Origin of the sequence: Isoptericola sp. NPDC057191 (assembly GCF_042670225.1) — a bacterium.
Lineage (GTDB): Bacteria > Actinomycetota > Actinomycetes > Actinomycetales > Cellulomonadaceae > Isoptericola.
This window is the reverse complement of sequence record NZ_JBHUWC010000082.1, coordinates 1-16,769: the sequence shown is the minus strand read 5'-3', so window position 1 is coordinate 16,769 and position 16,769 is coordinate 1. Positions and strand designations below refer to the sequence as shown.

9 protein-coding genes are annotated in these 16,769 nt (G+C 74.3%); 6 read left to right on the top strand and 3 right to left on the bottom strand.

The annotated features are described in order from the left end of the window. Positions 1–73: 73 nt before the first annotated feature. The gene (locus ACFT55_RS11830; RefSeq protein WP_380244029.1) at positions 74–1,087 is read right to left on the bottom strand and encodes an electron transfer flavoprotein subunit alpha/FixB family protein; all 1,014 of its coding nucleotides are present in this window, start codon (positions 1,085–1,087) and stop codon (positions 74–76) included. A gap of 12 nt (positions 1,088–1,099) precedes the next feature. Continuing rightward, positions 1,100–1,906 (bottom strand): electron transfer flavoprotein subunit beta/FixA family protein, encoded by an 807-nt coding sequence (locus tag ACFT55_RS11825; protein WP_380244028.1) that lies wholly within the window; start codon positions 1,904–1,906, stop codon positions 1,100–1,102. 199 nt (positions 1,907–2,105) lie between these two features. On the opposite strand from ACFT55_RS11825, the gene glgX reads away from it, so the two are divergent. The 5 genes from glgX to ACFT55_RS11800 all read left to right on the top strand — a co-directional run bounded on the left by glgX (position 2,106) and on the right by ACFT55_RS11800 (position 11,768). Next, positions 2,106–4,415 carry a glycogen debranching protein GlgX gene (gene glgX / locus ACFT55_RS11820; RefSeq protein WP_380244027.1) on the top strand — a complete coding sequence of 770 codons (2,310 nt, stop codon included), beginning with the start codon at positions 2,106–2,108 and terminating at the stop codon, positions 4,413–4,415. 51 nt (positions 4,416–4,466) lie between these two features. After that, positions 4,467–6,182 (top strand): FAD-binding dehydrogenase, encoded by a 1,716-nt coding sequence (locus tag ACFT55_RS11815; protein ID WP_380244026.1) that lies wholly within the window; start codon positions 4,467–4,469, stop codon positions 6,180–6,182. A gap of 294 nt (positions 6,183–6,476) precedes the next feature. Further along, positions 6,477–8,540, top strand: a complete 2,064-nt coding sequence (locus ACFT55_RS11810; RefSeq protein ID WP_380244025.1) for an alpha-1,4-glucan--maltose-1-phosphate maltosyltransferase — start codon at positions 6,477–6,479, stop codon at positions 8,538–8,540. A gap of 34 nt (positions 8,541–8,574) precedes the next feature. Further along, positions 8,575–10,359, top strand: coding sequence for a maltose alpha-D-glucosyltransferase (gene treS / locus ACFT55_RS11805; RefSeq protein WP_380244024.1), 1,785 nt, complete (start codon positions 8,575–8,577; stop codon positions 10,357–10,359). Next, entirely contained in the window at positions 10,356–11,768 is a 1,413-nt protein-coding gene (locus tag ACFT55_RS11800; protein ID WP_380244023.1) for a phosphotransferase, read from the top strand. The genes treS and ACFT55_RS11800 overlap by 4 nt, the downstream gene beginning before the upstream one ends. Here the strand turns inward: ACFT55_RS11800 and ACFT55_RS11795 are convergent. Then, a complete protein-coding gene (locus ACFT55_RS11795; RefSeq protein WP_380244022.1) occupies positions 11,752–14,334 on the bottom strand; it encodes a glycoside hydrolase family 2 protein in 2,583 nt (860 codons plus the stop codon). The genes ACFT55_RS11800 and ACFT55_RS11795 overlap by 17 nt on opposite strands. Before the next feature lie 169 nt (positions 14,335–14,503). Here ACFT55_RS11795 and glgB point away from each other — a divergent pair, with 169 nt between their 5' ends. Continuing rightward, the gene (gene glgB, locus ACFT55_RS11790; protein ID WP_380244021.1) at positions 14,504–16,717 is read left to right on the top strand and encodes a 1,4-alpha-glucan branching protein GlgB; all 2,214 of its coding nucleotides are present in this window, start codon (positions 14,504–14,506) and stop codon (positions 16,715–16,717) included. Positions 16,718–16,769 lie beyond the last annotated feature (52 nt).

Sequence of the window (16,769 nt, the reverse complement as noted above, 5' to 3'; positions counted from 1 at the left end):
ATCGTCCGTGCTGACTTGATCCTCAAAACTGCGGAACGAGGATCAAGTCAGCACGGACGATTCTGGCGGCGGGTCAGCCCTCGCGGTGCGCCCGGAGGACGGCGGCGGCCTGCGGCAGCACGTCCGTGAGATCACCGACGACGGCGAAGTCGCAGATCTCGAAGATCGGGGCCTCCGGGTCGGAGTTGACCGCCACGATCACCTGCGACGCCTGCATCCCGCCGCGGTGGTGCGGCGCCCCGGAGATGCCCGCGCCCACGTACAGGCGCGGCGCGATGGTGACGCCCGTCTGGCCGATGTACCGGTCGAACCAGCCCTCGAAGACGGCGTCGCGGGACGCGCCGACCGCAGCGCCGAGCGCGTCGGCGAACTCCTCGACAGCGCCGAAGTCGCCGCCCGTGCCACGGCCGCCCGCGACGACCACCGCGGCCTCCTCGAGCGTCGGGCGGCCCGGCGCGCGCTCCTTGACCTCGCGCGACGTGACCACCACGCCGCAGGTGCCGGCCGGCAGCGCGACGGGCAGCGCCTCGACGTCGGTCGCGACGGGGGCGGCGGCAGGCTCGGGCACGACGGCGTTCGAGCGCACGGTGAGCACGGCGACGTCGGCGGTGACCACGCACCGGGTGTCCCAGGCGCCCGCGAAGACGCGCTTGCCGGCCACGACGCGGCCGTCGGAGTCCTCGTCGACGACGGCGGCGTCGATGACCAGGCCGGCGCCCAGGGCGTGCGCGGCCAGGGCGGCGGCCTCCTTCGCGCCGAACGTCGCGGGTGCGAGGACGACGTCGGCGTCGGTGCGGCGCACGGCGGCGGCGAGCGTCGCACCGACCACGGCCGGCAGGTGCCGGGCGTCGTCGCCCCCCGCGGCCTGGAGGGCGTCGATCGGCACCTCGGCCTGGTGCACGGTCTCGACGCCGTAGGCGCCGAGCTGGGCCAGCACCTCGACCGTGGGCGCCTCGAGGGCGACGGCCTCGACACGGCCGAGGCCGCGGCCGATGGTGAGCAGCTCCAGCGCGCTGGTGCGGACCTCGGTCGCCGGGTCCAGCAGGACGAGGACGGTGCGGTTGCGGGTGGGCTCGTTCGTCGTCACGGTCGCGTCCTCTCAGACCAGCTCGTTGCGGATGAGGTACTCGGCGAGGGCGGTGCCGCCCTCGCCCTTGTCGACCACCAGCTGCACCTCGGGGCGGGCGGGGCGTGGCGTGGCGGCGATCGCGTCCGTACGCGCGCCGGCGGCGCCGACGGTGGCGGGGTCCAGCCCGAGGTCGGCGGCCGACCACGTCTCGACCTGCTTGGTGCGGGCCGCCATGATCAGCTTGAAGTTCGGCATGCGCGGCGTGTTGGCCGTGTCCGCGACGGACAGGACGGCGGGCAGGGGCGCGGCGAGCGTCTCGGTGGCCTCGTCGGTCTCGCGCGTGACGGTGAGGGTGCCACCGGCGACGTCGATCTTCTTCGCGAGCGTGACCGCGGGGCGGCCGAGCTCGGCGGCGACGAGCGCCGGCACCACGGACCCGAGTCCGTCGAGCGCGGCCATGCCGGTGACCACCAGGTCGACGGGGGCGCCGTCGGCCTCGAGCCTGCGCACCCCGGCGGCGAGCGCCGCGGCGGTGCCGAAGTAGTCGGAGCCCGCCAGCGCGTCGTCGGTGACGCGCACGGCACGGTCCACGCCCATCTGGAACGACTTGCGCAGGGCCACGTCCCCCTCGGCAGGAGCGACCGTCAGGGCGACGACCTCGCTCGCGGCGCGCTCGTCCTCGGGCAGCGCGTCGAGGATCCGCAGGGCCGCCTCGAGCGCGTTCTCGTCCAGCTCGTTGAGGGTCCCGACGCCGGGGTCGCGGTCCACCCGACAGTCCACGAACCGCCGCTCCGCGTTGATGTCCGGCACGTACTTCACGGCGACGACGATGCGCACGGGCGCGACCTCCAGCTCACGGTGGTGACGACCGGCCGCAGGCGCTGCGGCCGACGGTGTCGAGCCTACCTGCGGGGCCGCCCGCAGGCCGTCGTGTCCACCGGCGGACGACGGCGGTTGGGATCGACGGGGCGGGGCCGACCGGGCATGACCGGGCGGGTCGCGCGCGGCTGTCGGTCACGGCAGGCACCATGTCCGCATGGACGTCCCCATGGAGTCGCGCCCCAAGGTCACGCCGCTGACGCGCCCGCAGGTGCGACGCAGCCACGTCCCGCCGCTGGGGGTGCACCCGACGCCGGACGGCGGGGTGGACGTGGCCGTCGCGGCGTCGCACGCGGACGGCGTGGAGCTGTGCCTGATCGACGTCGTCGAGCCGGACCTCGACCCGCACGACCCGGCGCGGTACGCCGAGCGCCGGGTCCTGCTGGACGGCCCGGTCTACGGCGTCTGGCACGCCCACGTGCCGCAGGTGCGGCCGGGCCAGCGGTACGGGTTCCGGGTCCACGGCGCGTGGGACCCGCAGGCGGGCCAGCGTCACAACCCCGCCAAGCTGCTGGTGGACCCGTACGCCCGCGGCCTGGTGGGCGACCTCACCTACGGGCCGGAGACGCACGGCGCCGTGAGCGCGCCCGGCGGCGACGACCCGGACTCGCCGGCGGGCCGGTCCTGGGTGGCGGAGCGCTACGGGGAGCCGGACGAGCGCGACTCGCTCGCCTTCGTGCCGCACTCCGTGGTCCTGCCCGCGTACGACGGCCCCCCGCCGCTGAGCCGGCCGCGCGTCCCGTGGGCCGACACCGTGGTCTACGAGGCGCACGTCAAGGGGCTGACCGCGACGCACCCGGACGTGCCGCCCGAGCTGCGCGGCACGTACGCGGGGGTCGCGCACCCGGCGACGATCGCCCACCTGACGAGCCTCGGCGTCACCACCCTCGAGCTGCTGCCGATCCACGCCTTCGCCAGCGAGCCCTACCTGGTGGCCCAGGGGCTCACGAACTACTGGGGGTACCAGACGCTCGGCTTCTTCGCCCCGCACGCCGCGTACGCCACGCGGGCGGCGCGCGAGGCCGGGCCGGCCGCCGTCCTCGACGAGGTCCGCGGCATGGTGCACCTGCTGCACGAGGCGGGCATCGAGGTGCTGCTGGACGTCGTCTACAACCACACCTGCGAGGGCGGCGACGACGCCCTGCACGTGAGCTGGCGCGGCCTCGACAACGCGGGCTACTACCTGCACGACGGCGCCTCCCCCGCCGCGCTCGCCGACGTCACCGGCACGGGGAACTCGCTCGACTTCCGCCGCCCGCGCGTGGTGCAGCTCGCGCTGGACTCGCTGCGGTACTGGGCGGAGGTCGTGGGCGTGGACGGGTTCCGGTTCGACCTGGCGGTCACCCTGGGGCGCACCCACCACGGCTTCTCCCCCGACCACCCGTTCCTCGTGGCCCTGCAGACCGACCCCGTGCTGAACAACCTCAAGCTGGTGGCCGAGCCGTGGGACGTCGGGCCGGGCGGCTGGCAGACCGGCAACTTCCCCCCGCCCACCGCGGAGTGGAACGACCGGTTCCGCGACGCCGTGCGAGGTTTCTGGCTCGACGCGCCGCGCGAGGGCTCGCACGGGCGGCCGATGCACGGCCTGCGGGAGCTCACCACGCGGCTGGCGGGCTCGGCCGACCTGTTCGGGCACTCGGACCCGCCGCTGGTGCGCGGCCCGGTCGCATCGGTCAACTACGTCACCGCGCACGACGGCTTCACCCTGGCGGACCTCGTCGCCTACGACCACAAGCACAACGAGGCCAACGGCGAGGACAACCGCGACGGGTCGGACCACAACCTGTCCTGGAACCACGGGGTCGAGGGGCACGCACCCGGCGCCGACGACGGGGAGGGCGGTGGCGACACCGCCACCGAGCCGTGGTCCGCCGTCGTGCCCCTGCGTCGCCGCTCCCAGCGCAACCTGCTGGCCATGCTGCTCCTGTCCGCCGGGACCCCGATGCTGACCGCCGGCGACGAGCTCGGCCGCACGCAGCGCGGCAACAACAACGCGTACGCGCAGGACAACGAGATCTCGTGGGTCGGCTGGGACCTCGAGGACGCGGCCCGCGACCTCCTCGACACCACCCGCTTCCTGGTGGCGTTGCGGGCGGAGCACGCGGCGCTGCGCGCGGACTCGTTCTTCCTCGGGTCCCCCCGTCCCGGCGAGGACGAGCCGGATCTGCTGTGGTTCGCCGGCGACGGCGCGCCGATGGACCGGGACGCGTGGGCCGTCGCCGGGCGGCGGGTCGTGCAGATGCTGCGCCCCGGGCCGGCCGACGGCGACGCGCACGTGTTGCTCGTCCTCAACGGCGGGCTGGACGACACCGACGTGACGTTGCCCCCGGCACCCGGCGGCGCGTCGTGGGAACGGGTGTGGAGCTCGTCGTGGGACCGCCCGGAGCAGCCGGAGGGCCCGCCCGGCGACGACGACGGCGCGACCGTGGTCGAGGCGCTGAGCGTGGAGGTCCATCTGGGTCGGTGACGCTGCCCGCAACCGGTGTGCGCGGGGTCACACCTCTGCCAGACTTCGCGCATGGATGCGGACGTCGTCGTCATCGGAGGGGGCCTGTCGGGGCTCGTCACGGCCACGGAGCTCACCGCGGCGGGCCGGCGGGTGGTGCTGCTGGACCAGGAGCCGGAGGCGTCGTTCGGCGGCCAGGCGTGGTGGTCGTTCGGCGGCCTGTTCCTGGTCGGGTCGCCCGAGCAGCGCGCGATGGGCGTGCACGACTCGGCCGACCTGGCGTGGGCGGACTGGCTGGGCTCCGCGCAGTTCGAGCCCGGCGCCGAGCGCGGCGAGGGTCCCGACCGCCACGGGTACGCGTGGGCCCGGCGGTTCGTCGAGTTCGCCGCGGGCGACCTGCGCTCGTGGTTGCGCGGCAAGGGCGTGCGCTGGTTCCCGCTGGTCCAGTGGGCCGAGCGCGGCGGGTACACGGTGGGTCACGCCGACGGCCGGGTGGAGCACGGCAACTCCGTGCCCCGCTTCCACGTCACCTGGGGCACCGGCCCGGGCATCGTCGCGCCGTTCGTCGCCGCGGCCCTGGCGGCGCGCGACGCCGGGCTGCTGGACCTGCGCTTCCGTCGTCGCGTCACGGGGCTGGTCACGACGGACGGCCGCGTCACCGGCGTGCGTGCGGACGTCCTGGCCGACCAGCCCGTCGCAGGGCTGCCGTTCGGTGGCCGCGGTGCGCCGTCGAACCGCGACGTCGTGGGCTCGGAGGAGATCGCCGCAGGCGCCGTCGTCGTCGCGTCCGGTGGCATCGGTGCCAACCACGACCTGGCCCGCGCGCACTGGGACCCCGAGGCGGGCACGTTGCCCGACCGGATGCTGTCCGGCGTCCCGGACTCGACCGACGGCCTCATGCTCGGGATCGCCGCCGAGGCGGGCGCCGCCCTCGTGCACGAGGACCGGATGTGGCACTACCCCGAGGGCATCGCCAACCACTCGCCCGTCTGGACGAACCACGGCATCCGCATCCTTCCCGGCCCCTCGTCGCTGTGGCTCGACGCCGACGGCGGCCGCCTGCCTGCCCCGCTGTTCCCCGGCTTCGACGCCCTGGGGTCGCTGCAGCACGTCACCCGGCGCGGCGACGACCACTCCTGGTTCGTGCTCAACAAGGCGATCATGGAGTCCGAGTTCGCCCTGTCGGGGTCCGAGCAGAACCCCGACCTCACCGGCAAGGACGTCCGGCTCCTGGCGCAGCGTGTGCTGCCGCGCGCCGTCGGGCCCGTCGCGAGGTTCGCCGCCGAGTCTCCCGAGTTCCTCTGGGCGGACACCCCGGCCGAGCTCGCCGCGAAGATGAACGCCCTCGTCGACGCGACCCCCGGCTCGAAGGGGCACGTGGACCCGGACGAGCTCGCCGCCGTCGTCGCCGCCCGCGACGCCCAGGTGGCCTCCGGGCTGGGCAAGGACCCGCAGGTCGTGGCGACGCGCGCCACCCGCGACTACCGCGTGGACAAGCTGATCCGCGTCGCCCGCCCGCGCCCGCTGACGACGCCGAAGGACGGCCCGCTGCTCGCCGTCCGGCTGTCGGTCCTGACCCGCAAGACGCTCGGCGGCCTGTGGTGCGACCCGTCCGGACGCGTCCTGCGCGCCGACGGGTCCGTGCTGGACGGTCTGTGGGCCGTCGGCGAGGCCGCCGGGTTCGGCGGCGGCGGCGTGCACGGCCACCGCGCGCTGGAGGGCACCTTCCTCGGGGGCTGCCTGCACACCGGCCGCACCACCGGCCGCGCCCTCGCCGCCGGCGCCTGACCGCCGAGGTAGTCCAGCCCCCCGCGAGGTAGCACGCGAGCCCGCGAGGTAGCACGCAAGCCCGCGAGGTAGTTCAGATCCCCGCGAGGTAGTGGCCTCGTGACTACCTCGGTGCTCGAAGAACTACCTCGCGGATTCTTGAACTACCTCGCCGCCTCCCGCACTACCTCGCGGTTTCTTGAACTACCTCGCCGCGTCGTGTGCTACCTCGCGGGCCTGCGTGCTGCCTCGGCGAGGGAGGTGCTGGCTCGACGACGGCGAGTGCGCGCGCGCCATGCGGGCCTGCTGGCTAGCGTGGAGGCCGTGACGTCTCCGCAGCCCACGCCGCACGTGCCGATCGGACGGATCCCCGTCCTCGAGCTCTCCCCCGTCGTCGAGGGCGGGCGCTGGCCGGCGAAGGCGGCCGTCGGCGAGGTGGTGCCGGTCGAGGCCACCGTGTTCCGCGAGGGGCACGACGCCGTCGCGGCCACCGCCGTCCTGCTCGCGCCGGACGGCTCGGTGCACTCCACCGCGCCCATGACCGACGTCGCGCCGGGGCTCGACCGCTTCCGCGGCTTCCTGCAGCCCGACGCGGAGGGCGACTGGTCGTTCCGCGTCGAGGGCTGGGCGGACCCGTATGCGACGTGGGCGCACGACGCGGTGATCAAGTTCGACGCCGGGCAGGACGTGGAGCTCGTGCTGGCGGAGGGCCGCCTGCTGTTCGAACGCATCGTCGCCCCGGAGCTGCAGGCCGCACGGTCCGCGGCCGACGCCGCCACGCTGGAGGCGGCGGCCCGCGAGCTCTCCGACACCACGCGCCCGCCCGAGGCACGGCTGGCGATGGCGATGACGGCCGCGGTGAAGGACGCCCTGCGCCGTGCGCCGCTGCGCGACCTCGTGACGGCGAGCGCCGCGTACCCCCTCCGCGTGAGCCGTCCGCTGGCGCTCGCGGCGAGCTGGTACGAGCTGTTCCCGCGCTCCGAGGGCGCGACGCGGCGCAAGGACGGGACGTGGCGCTCGGGCACGTTCCGGACGGCGGCGCGTCGGCTGCCGGAGATCGCCGCGATGGGGTTCGACGTCGTCTACCTCACCCCGGTGCACCCCATCGGCACGACGTTCCGCAAGGGCCGGAACAACACCCTGGACCCGCAGCCGGGCGACCCGGGCAGCCCGTACGCGATCGGTGCGCCCGACGGTGGTCACGACGCGATCCACCAGGACCTCGGCTCCGAGGCCGACTTCCGTGCCTTCGTCGCGGCGGCTCGCTCCCACGACCTCGAGGTGGCGCTCGACCTGGCGCTGCAGTGCTCGCCCGACCACCCGTGGGTGACCGAGCACCCGGAGTGGTTCACGATCCGCGCCGACGGGACCATCGCGTACGCGGAGAACCCGCCGAAGAAGTACCAGGACATCTATCCGCTGAACTTCGACCGCGACCCGCAGGGCCTGGCGGAGGAGATCCTGCGCATCGTGCTGCTGTGGGTGGACCGGGGCGTGACGGCGTTCCGCGTCGACAACCCGCACACCAAGCCGCTGGACTTCTGGGAGTGGCTGCTGGCGCGGGTGCACGCGACGCACCCGGAGGTGCTGTTCCTGTCCGAGGCGTTCACCCGGCCCGCGATGATGCAGACGCTCGCGCGCATCGGGTTCCACCAGTCGTACACCTACTTCACCTGGCGCACGACCAAGGAGGAGATCGAGGAGTACCTGCAGGAGGTGTCCGGGCCGCAGGGCTCGGTGCTGCGCCCGTCGTTCTGGCCGACGACGCACGACATCCTGCCGCCGTACCTGCAGCACGGCGGGGTGGCGGGCTTCGCGGTGCGCGCGGTCCTGGCGGCGCTCGGCAGCCCCACGTGGGGGATCTACTCGGGCTACGAGCTGGTGGAGAACGTGCCGCGGCCGGGCGTCGAGGAGCAGATCGACAACGAGAAGTACGAGTACAAGCCGCGCGACTGGTCGCAGGCCGAGGTCATCGGCGTCTCCACGCTGCTGCGGCGGCTGAACGAGATCCGGCGGGCGCACCCCGCGCTGCAGCAGCTGCGCGACCTGACGGTGCACCCGACGACGAACGACCAGGTCGTGGCGTTCTCCCGGCGCGTGCGTGCCGAGCACCTGCCCGGCGCGGGGCGGCCGGGCGCCACGACGGACGACGTCGTGCTCGTGGTGCTGAACCTGGACCCGTGGACCACGCAGGAGTCCACGGTGCTCCTCGACCTCGAGGCCCTCGGGCTGACGCGGCCCGACGGCGTGGAGGACCAGGCGTTCTTCGTCGCCCACGACGAGCTGTCGGGCGCGACGTACCCGTGGGGCGCGCACCCGTACGTCCGCCTCGACCCGCGCGAGCAGGTGGCGCACGTGCTCACCGTGGGGCTGGCGTGACGGCCGCCATGACACGGCCGACGGCGGTCCGGCGATGACGCCCGAGGTGCCGCGCCCCATCACGCGCCAGGTGCCGGTCCAGGCGCTGCCCACGCGCCCGCAGCCGACGCCGCCGCCGCTGGACAAGCCGGGGCTGTCCGACGACCCGGAGTGGTACCGCACGGCGGTGTTCTACGAGGTCATCGTGCGTGCCTTCTCCGACACGGCCGGGGCGGGCACGGGCGACCTGCGGGGCGTCACCGAGCGGCTCGACTACCTGCAGTGGCTGGGGGTGGACTGCCTGTGGCTGCCGCCGTTCTACCCGTCCCCGCTGCGCGACGGCGGGTACGACGTCGCCGACTACACGTCGATCGCGAGCCAGTACGGCACCGTCGGGGACTTCACCGAGCTCATCGAGGCGGCGCACGCGCGCGGCATCCGGGTGGTGGTGGACCTGGTGATGAACCACACCAGCGACCAGCACCCCTGGTTCCAGGCGTCGCGGGCCGACCCGCACGGTCCCTACGGTGACTTCTACGTGTGGTCCGACGACGACACCCGGTACCCGGACGCGCGCATCATCTTCGTGGACACGGAGACGTCCAACTGGACGTTCGACCCGGAGCGCCGGCAGTACTTCTGGCACCGGTTCTTCAGCCACCAGCCGGACCTCAACTTCGAGAACCCGCGCGTCGTGGACGCCATGCTGGACGTGGCGCGGTTCTGGCTGGCGATCGGCGTGGACGGCTTCCGGCTCGACGCCGTCCCCTACCTGTTCGAGGCCGAGGGCACGAACTGCGAGAACCTGCCGGAGACGCACGCGTTCCTGCGCCGGGTGCGCCGCATGATCGACGACGAGTACCCGGGCCGCATCATGCTGGCCGAGGCGAACCAGTGGCCGCAGGAGGTCGTCGACTACTTCGGCACCGCGGACGAGCCCGAGTGCCACATGTGCTTCCACTTCCCGGTGATGCCGCGCGTCTACTACGCGATGCGCGACCAGCGGGCCCGGCCGCTGCTGGACATCCTCGCGGACACCCCCGACATCCCCGCGCCGGGCGGCCAGTGGTCCACGTTCCTGCGCAACCATGACGAGCTGACCCTCGAGATGGTCTCCACCGAGGAGCGCGCGGCGATGTACGGGTGGTTCGCGCCCGACCCGCGCATGCGGGCCAACATCGGCATCCGCCGGCGGCTGTCGCCCCTGCTCGACAACTCGCGCAAGGAGGTGGAGCTGGCGCACGCGCTGCTGCTGAGCCTGCCGGGCAGCCCGTGCCTGTACTACGGGGACGAGATCGGCATGGGCGACAACATCTGGCTGCCCGACCGCGACTCGGTGCGCACCCCGATGCAGTGGACCCCGGACCGCAACGCCGGCTTCTCCACCGCCGACCCGGGCAAGCTGTACCTGCCGCTGGTGCAGTCGCTCGTGCACCACTACCAGCACACCAACGTCGAGGCGCAGCTCGCGCAGCCGTCCTCCCTGCTGCACTGGGTGCACGGCATGCTCGCCGTGCGACGCCTGCACCCGGCGTTCGGCACCGGGGACCTGACGGCCCTCGACTCGGACGACGAGGCGGTGATCGCGTTCACGCGTTCGGCGCCCGGCGAGACGCTGCTCATGGCGGCGAACCTGTCCGCCACGGCACGCTCGGCGCGCGTGCGGCTGCCCGGGCGCGCGGGATGGTCGCTGACGGACCTCTTCGGGGGCGCCCGGTTCCCCGACGTCGGGCCGGACGAGTCGATCACGATGACGTGGGGGTCCCGCGACTTCTACTGGCTGCTGCTGACCCCGCCGGCGTCGCCGGTCGCGACCACCCCCGGGGGCGGTCGCGCATGACCGCGGTGCGGCCGGCCGCGGACGTCCCCGACCCGAGCGTCGGGGACCTGCTCGCGGCCTGGCTGCCGGGCAGGCGCTGGTTCCCCGCGGGCGGGGCCAGCGGCGCCGACGTGCGGGTCGAGCCGTGGCTGGCTGTGACGTTCGACGACGAGCGCGGCACGGCCGGCACCGCGACGGGCGGGTCCGGCGCGGGCGGCGACGTCGTCGTCGTCCTGACCGCGCTGCACGGCGCGGGCGTGCCCGGGGGCTCCGCGGTGGCGCAGGTGCCGCTGGTCCTCACCGACCCGGCGGAACGCGGGCCAGGGTTCATCGCCGAGGTCCGCACCGCCGCGGGGCCGGTCGCGGTGCACGACGGCGGTTCCCACCCCGCCTGCTGGCTCGCCCTGCTGCGCGCCGCCGGCGCCGGCGACGGCGTGGACGACGCGGCGCTGGTGGCCGGCGGGCGCGTCGTGGCGGGCGAGCAGTCGAACACGAGCGTCGTCCTGCCGGGCGTGCCGTCCCCCGGCGGCACGGGCGGGATGCTCAAGATCCTGCGGACCGTGACCCCCGGCCCGCACCCCGACGTGGTCGTGCCGCGCGCCCTGACCCGCGCGGGGTGGGACGGCGTGCCGCGGTTCCTCGGCGCCCTGCAGGTTCCCACGGCGCCGGGCGTGACCACCGCCCTCGCCGTCCTCAGCGAGCTGGTGCCCCAGGCCCGGGACGGCTTCGAGCTGGCCTGCGAGCACGCCGGCAGCGGCGAGTCGTTCGCCCAGCTCGCGGCGGACCTCGGTCGGGTTCTCGCCGAGCTGCACGCCGTGCTGCGCCAGGCGATGCCCCCCGGCCCGCTGCTGGACCCGGCGACGTTCGTCGACGGGCTGCGACGCCGGGCGGCGCTCGCCGTCGCCGAGGCGCCCTCCCTCGCGGCGCGCGAGGCCGAGATCGCCACCCTCCTCGACGACCTGCAGGTCCGCCTGCCCCGCCTGCGGCTGCAGACGGTGCACGGCGACCTGCACCTCGGCCAGGCCCTGCACGGCGCGACGGGCTGGAAGCTGCTCGACTTCGAGGGCGAGCCGCAGCGCCCCGCGGCGGAGCGCACGGCGCCGGACCTCCCGCTGCGCGACGTCGCGGGCATGGTCCGCTCGTTCTCGTACGCGGCGGCCGTCGGCGGGGCGCCCGACCCGTACTGGGAGGCCGAGGCGGTGCACGCCTTCGTCGCCCGCTACCGCCGGGCCGCCGACGCCTCGGCAGCGGTGAGCGGCCTGAACACCAGCCGCCCGCCGGCGCTCGACCCCCCGACCGCCGACGCGGTGCTCGCCGCCCTCGTGCTCGACAAGGCGCTCTACGAGGTGGTCTACGAGACCCGCCAACGTCCCCGGTGGGTGCACATCCCGCTGTCCGCGGTGGACCGCGTGCTCAACCGCCCGCGCTGACCGCACGCCCGACCAGGTCGTTCGCGCTGCGCACCGCGGCGGCGAACGCCTCCGGGTCGCCGCCCGCAGGAGAGGTGACGCGCAGGGTGACGCGCTCGCCCGCCCGCAGCGTCACCATGCCCGCGTCGACGCGCGCCGCCGGGTCCACGACGTCGGCGTGGCAGAACACGTCCCGTGCGAGGGACGTGGCTGTCACGTGCAGCTCGCAGCCGTCCGCCGTGCGCGTGGCCTCGATCCGCAGGGCTCGAGGGTCGAGACGCTGGTCCACGACCTCCGCCCCGTGCCGCAGGGCCACGGCGACGTCGGCCGCCGGGTCGTCCGGGGCGGCCACGAGGACCTCCTCGCCCGGGTCGCCGAAGGTGGCGACGTCGGCCTGTACCGGAACCGTCGCGGCCCCGCGGGCCGGGACGTCGACCTCGAGGGTCGTGGTCGCGAGGACGGCACCGTCGAGCCGCTCCCGCGTGACGGTCCACGTCCCGGCCAGCCGTGCCCCCGTGTCGTTGACCACCACGAGGGCGACGCCGTCCGGCTCCGGCGGCACACCCTCCCAGGCGGCGGCGCGCGCAGCGTCGGAGGCCCGGGGCTGGAGCGTCGCGAGCCGGGGCGCGTAAGCCGCGCGCAGCGCGTGCCAGAGCGGCTTGCGGTGCTCGTCGTGGTCGACCGCCGCCCACGACACGACCGGCCAGCTGTCGTTGAGCTGCCACATGATCGTGCCGGTGTTGTGCGGGGTCAGGGACCGCACGTGCTCGATGCCGAACCGCACGGCGTGCGCCTGGTTGAGCTGGGTGGTCCAGTGCCAGTCCTCGATCGTGGCCGGGTCGGGCAGGTGCCCCTGCCAGCCGCGCTCCAGCTTGGCGTTGCCCAGGTGCGCCTTCTGGTGCACGAGCATCTGGTGGCCGAACGGGTCGAGCGGCTCGTCGTGGACGACGCGGGTGAGCGTGGACCACGCCGGCGGGCCCTGGAAGCCGAACTCCGACAGGAAGCGCGGCCGGTAGCGGGCGTAGACGCCGTAGTCCTCCCGGTTCCACACGTCCCAGATGTGCATCGTGCCGTAGCGCTCGTCGTTCGGGTGGCGGTAGTCGCCGAACGAGTACGGGCTCGCCGGCGAGTACGGGCGCGTGGGGTCCAGCTCGGCCAGCACGCCGGGCAGCAGCTCGCGGTAGTACAGGTCGCCCCAGGGGCGGCCGTCCAGCATGCCGGCCCACCCCCAGTCAACCGAGCCCCACGTGTTCTCGTTGTTGCCGTTCCAGATCACCAGCGAGGGGTGCGGGCTGAGCCGGGTGACGTTCTCCCGGGCCTCGGCCTCCACCTCGGAGCGCATCGGCTCGTCCTCGCCGTAGGCGGCGCACGCGAACGGGAAGTCCTGCCACATCAGCAGGCCGCGCTCGTCGGCGAGGTCGTACAGGTCGTCCGACTCGTAGATGCCGCCTCCCCACACCCGCAGGAGGTTGACGTTCGCCTCGAGGGCGTCGGCGACGCGGCGGGCGTACCGGTCGCGATCGATCTCGGTGAGGAACGCGTGGTCGGGGATCCAGTTCGCCCCCCGGACGAGCACCGTCTCGCCGTTGACCTTCAGCACGAACGGCGCGCCGGCGTCGTCGGGGGCGGTGTCCAGCTCGACCGTGCGGAAGCCGACGCGCCCCGACCAGCGGGCGGCGGCGCCGTCGCTCGTGGCCGTCACGTCGACGTCGTAGAGCGGCTGCGCACCGTGGCCGACCGGCCACCAGCGGCGCACGCCCGGCACCCGCACGGTCACCACGCCCTCGACCTCCCCGGCGGGCACGCTGCCCGTCGCCAGGAGCTGCCCACCGTCGGGCCCGGTGACACGCACCTCCAGCGGCACCGCGCCGGCGCCCGTCGCGCCGTCGCGCTCGATCTCGACGTGCGCGGTGAGGACGCCGTCGTGCCCGCCCTGCTCGCCCGCACCGGCGACGTCGACGAGCGGTCGGACAGAGACGACGCGCACGCCGGACCAGGAGTCGAGGCCGATCGGCTTCCAGATGCCCGCGCCGGCGACGTCGATCCCCCAGTCCCAGCCGAACGAGCAGGCCATCTTGCGCAGCTGGTTGTACTCGTGGTGGTTGGTCGACGGCAGCGTGCCGTCCCGCTCGGCGCGAGCCAGCGCCTCGGGCACGGGCGCGGCGAAGGTGACGACCAGGGAGTTGTCGCCCTCTCGCAGCGCGTCGCGCGCGTCCCACCGGAAGGACCGGTGCATGTTCTGCGTCGTGCCGAGCTCGACCCCGTTGAGCTCCACCGTCGCCACGGTGTCGAGCCCGAGCGCGACCAGGTCGTGCCGCGTGGCGTCGCCCGGCTGCCACGCGAACGTCGTCGCGTACCGCCACGAGGTGTCGCCGACCCACTGCTGCGACGTCTCGTTGTCGCCGTCGAACGGTGCGTCGATGAGGCCCGCCCGGTGCAGGTCGAGGTGGGCCTCCCCCGGTACTGCCGCGGGGATCCCGGCCGTCAGGGCCGCGGACACCGTGTCCGGCGCGCCGGCGGGGAGCGTGGGGGCCGTCAGGCTCCACCCGTCGTGCAGGGCGCGGAAGGTCGGGGGCAGGGAGGTCATGGAGGAGTCCTTCGTCGTGCACAGAGAGGCGGTCCGGACGGCCGGGGTCCTGCCACCTCCCGTGAAGTGGTCGAAGCACACGCTATGCCCCGCGGGCACGCTCGCGGGGCCTCCCGTCCGGGCCGCGCGTCGGAACGCGACACCCGGGGGTCCGTGGAATCGTGAGCGCATGACGCCAACGCCGCCTCCTGTCGATCCCGAGGTGCTGATCGCGGTCGCGCAGGGCACCCTGCACGACCCGCACACGGTCCTCGGCCCGCACCTCCTGGACGCCTCGGCGGCCGACGGCTCCGCCTGGGCGGTGGTGCGGACGCTGCGGCCGCTGGCGGACGAGGTGACGGTGGTGCTCGGCGACGGCGAGCACCCGGCGCGGCACGTGGCGGCCGGCGTGTGGGAGGCCGTGGTCCCGGCGGGCGTGGACGCGGCAGGGGTGCAGCACGCGCCGGACTACCGCGTGCGCACCCGGTACGACGACGACGTGCAGACCGTCGACGACCCGTACCGCTTCCTGCCCACCCTCGGCGAGGTGGACCTGCACCTCGTGGCGGAGGGCCGGCACGAGGAGCTCTGGCGGGTGCTCGGCGCCAACCCGCACCGGTACGCGAGCGCGCTCGGCGACGTCGACGGCACGGCGTTCGCCGTCTGGGCACCGAACGCGCGCGGGGTGCGCCTCGTGGGCGACCACAACCGGTGGACCACCGTGCACCCGATGCGCTCCCTCGGCTCGAGCGGGGTGTGGGAGCTCTTCGTCCCCGGTGTCGGCGGGGGCACGCGGTACAAGTACGAGGTGCTCGGCGCCGACCGCGTGTGGCGGGCCAAGGCCGACCCGCTGGCCAAGGGCACGGAGGTGCCGCCCGCCACGGCGTCCGTCGTCGTCGACTCGGCCTACGAGTGGGGCGACGACGCGTGGCTGTCGCAGCGTGCGGCGAGCGACCCGCACTCCGGGCCGGTCAGCGTCTACGAGGTGCACCTGGGTTCGTGGCGGCCCGGGCTCGGATACCGCGAGCTGGCCGAGGAGCTCACCACCTACGTCGTCGAGCAGGGCTTCACCCACGTGGAGCTGCTGCCCGTGGCGGAGCACCCGTTCGGCGGGTCGTGGGGGTACCAGGTCACGGGCTACTACGCGCCGACGGCGCGGTTCGGGCACCCTGACGACTTCCGCCACCTGGTGGACCGGCTGCACCAGGCGGGCGTCGGCGTCATCCTCGACTGGGTGCCGGGGCACTTCCCGCGCGACGAGTTCGCCCTCGCCCGGTTCGACGGCGCGCCCCTGTACGAGCACCCCGACCCGCGCCGGGGCGAGCAGCCCGACTGGGGCACGTACGTCTTCGACTTCGGCCGGCGCGAGGTGCGCAACTTCCTCGTCGCCAACGCCACCTACTGGTTCGAGGAGTTCCACGCCGACGGGCTGCGCGTCGACGCCGTGGCCTCGATGCTCTACCTCGACTACTCGCGCGAGCCCGGGCAGTGGGTCCCCAACGTCCACGGCGGACGCGAGAACCTCGAGGCGATCGCGTTCCTGCAGGAGGCGAACGCCACGGCGTACCGCCGCTCCCCCGGCGTCATGATGATCGCGGAGGAGTCGACGGCCTTCCCCGGGGTGACGAGCCCGACCTCCGCGGGCGGCCTCGGCTTCGGCCTGAAGTGGAACATGGGCTGGATGAACGACGGGCTTCGCTACGTCGCGCACGACCCGATGTACCGCCGCTACCACCATCACGAGCTGACGTTCTCGCTGGTCTACGCGTTCTCCGAGCAGTACGTGCTGCCGGTCAGCCACGACGAGGTGGTGCACGGCAAGGGGTCGCTGCTGCGCCGCATGCCGGGCGACCGGTGGAAGCAGCTCGCGGGCGTGCGCGCCTTCCTCGCCTACCAGTGGACGCACCCCGGCAAGCAGCTGCTATTCATGGGCCAGGAGTTCGCCCAGGACGCCGAGTGGAACGAGGGCGCCGGCCTGGACTGGTGGCTGCTCGAGACTCCCGGCCACGCCGGCGTGCAGCGGCTGGTGCGCGACCTCAACGCCCTCTACCGCGCCACCCCGGCCCTGTGGGAGCGGGACTTCGACGCCGCCGGCTTCGAGTGGCTCGACGCGGACGACGCCGACCACGACACCGTCTCGTGGGTGCGCCGCGACGCGGACGGTAACCCCGTCGTGGTGGTCGTGAACTTCGCCGGCGTCCCGCACGAGGGCTACCGCCTGGCCCTGCCCGACGGCGGCGAGTGGGACGAGGCACTCAACACGGACGCCGCCGACTACGGCGGCTCAGGGGTCGGCAACCTCGGCCGGGTGCATGCCCAGGACGTCCCCTGGAAGGGTCGCAGCCACTCCGTGACCCTCCGCGTCCCGCCCCTGGGTGCACTGGTGCTGCGTCCCGTCCGCTGACCCGCTCGGAATCGTGCGTGCTGACCTGATCCTCAAACGAGCCGTTTGAGGA